1 protein-coding gene is annotated in these 1215 nt (G+C 51.0%); it reads left to right on the top strand.

The features are described from left to right. Positions 1–56: 56 nt before the first annotated feature. A complete protein-coding gene (locus tag HGP14_RS35110) occupies positions 57–275 on the top strand; it encodes a hypothetical protein (RefSeq protein WP_168834375.1) in 219 nt (72 codons plus the stop codon). Positions 276–1215 lie beyond the last annotated feature (940 nt).

Here is a 1215-nt window from a genome sequence, read left to right as displayed (position 1 = left end):
TTGACTCCAGCAACCTTTATGCGACTGTGGTCTCGATCGAAGTCACAGTTACAGCCATGACGCCAGAACGATTTTCCGAATGCCTCCTGCATATCCGATGGACGCCGATCAACATCGCATCGGCTCTCCAATGCGAACTGTCGTGGATCGAAGCTCTCGAAGCGGGGAACGAGGAAATCCCAACGGGTCTGGCTGTCTGGTTGGAAACACTGGCACAAGCACACGAGGCTCTACCGCCGCCAACGACATACTGCGGCAAGAGATCAAAGCTGTGACCTGTCGGACGCCGAGGCCTTCCAAAAGCATCAGCCGTTAAATTATCGCGGGCTGCCTCCGCATGGAGGCTGCTTGCCCGGCAAATAGCCAAGTACAAGTCCACGGGAAATAAATGACTGGATGCAATCTTGTGTTGACCAATTTCCATTTAAGTAGTTGATTGCATTGACTTAGCTTAATGGGGGAAGCTTTGAGCAAGATTCTACGGGAAAATCTTCTATATCTTTTGGCCGCGCACATGATTTGGATGGCCGAACCGCGACGGTTCATGCAGAAAGCGAGAACTATCACCCAGTAAATTTTATCCAGCCGCTGAACACCGCCAGAGGCGCAATCACGCCAATTGGAGAAGAGGCTTTCTACCTTCCAGGTAGTGAGCGATGCACGTTTCTCGTAGAAATGTTTGGTTGGGACACCGAACAATACTCCAAAGTCGAGCAGTTTCTCGCAAATATGGGTGACGCCGATACCGTGTTAATCAACAAACCGGTGAGCGATGGGCGCGTATCACTCGACGATTGGGTCTCCGATAGCGCGAGTGGTGAGATTGATAGTATTACTGAATACCTACAAAGCATCTATCAAAAAACAAGCCGAAGTGCTCCACAAAAATATCGAATTTGGCGGGTGGCGTTTGTATCCGCAAGTCGACATATCTCGGCACTACATGTATTTTGCGAATGTAGTAAAGTGGAGTGGCGAGGACTCCATCAATGTTAGCGTTATTCTATTTGACCGCTACGGCTACGTCCCAATGAAGATAGTCCCAAAGAGTTCTGAACTTTCAGAACCGCAGCTCAAGGCGCTGGTGGTGACCTTGCCCCCAAGTTTTATCCAGTTTTGAGTTCGCTCCAGCGGTTTTGGGTTGCTGTATTCGGGGCGGTAGCGGCGGGTTGCGGTGCGGAGCCATTCCGGCTGCGCAGCACCGCATCACGTCGC

The organism is Rhizobium sp. P32RR-XVIII, from assembly GCF_012641395.1.
In the GTDB taxonomy this organism is placed as follows: Bacteria; Pseudomonadota; Alphaproteobacteria; order Rhizobiales; family Rhizobiaceae; genus Rhizobium.
Note: the sequence above shows the minus strand (reverse complement) of the source record. Positions and strands in the feature narration are given on the sequence as shown.

Coding starts and splice junctions, on each gene's coding strand:
- HGP14_RS35110 (WP_168834375.1), top strand. CDS start 57: ATGACGCCAGAACGATTTTCCGAATGCCTCCTGCATATCCGATGGACG.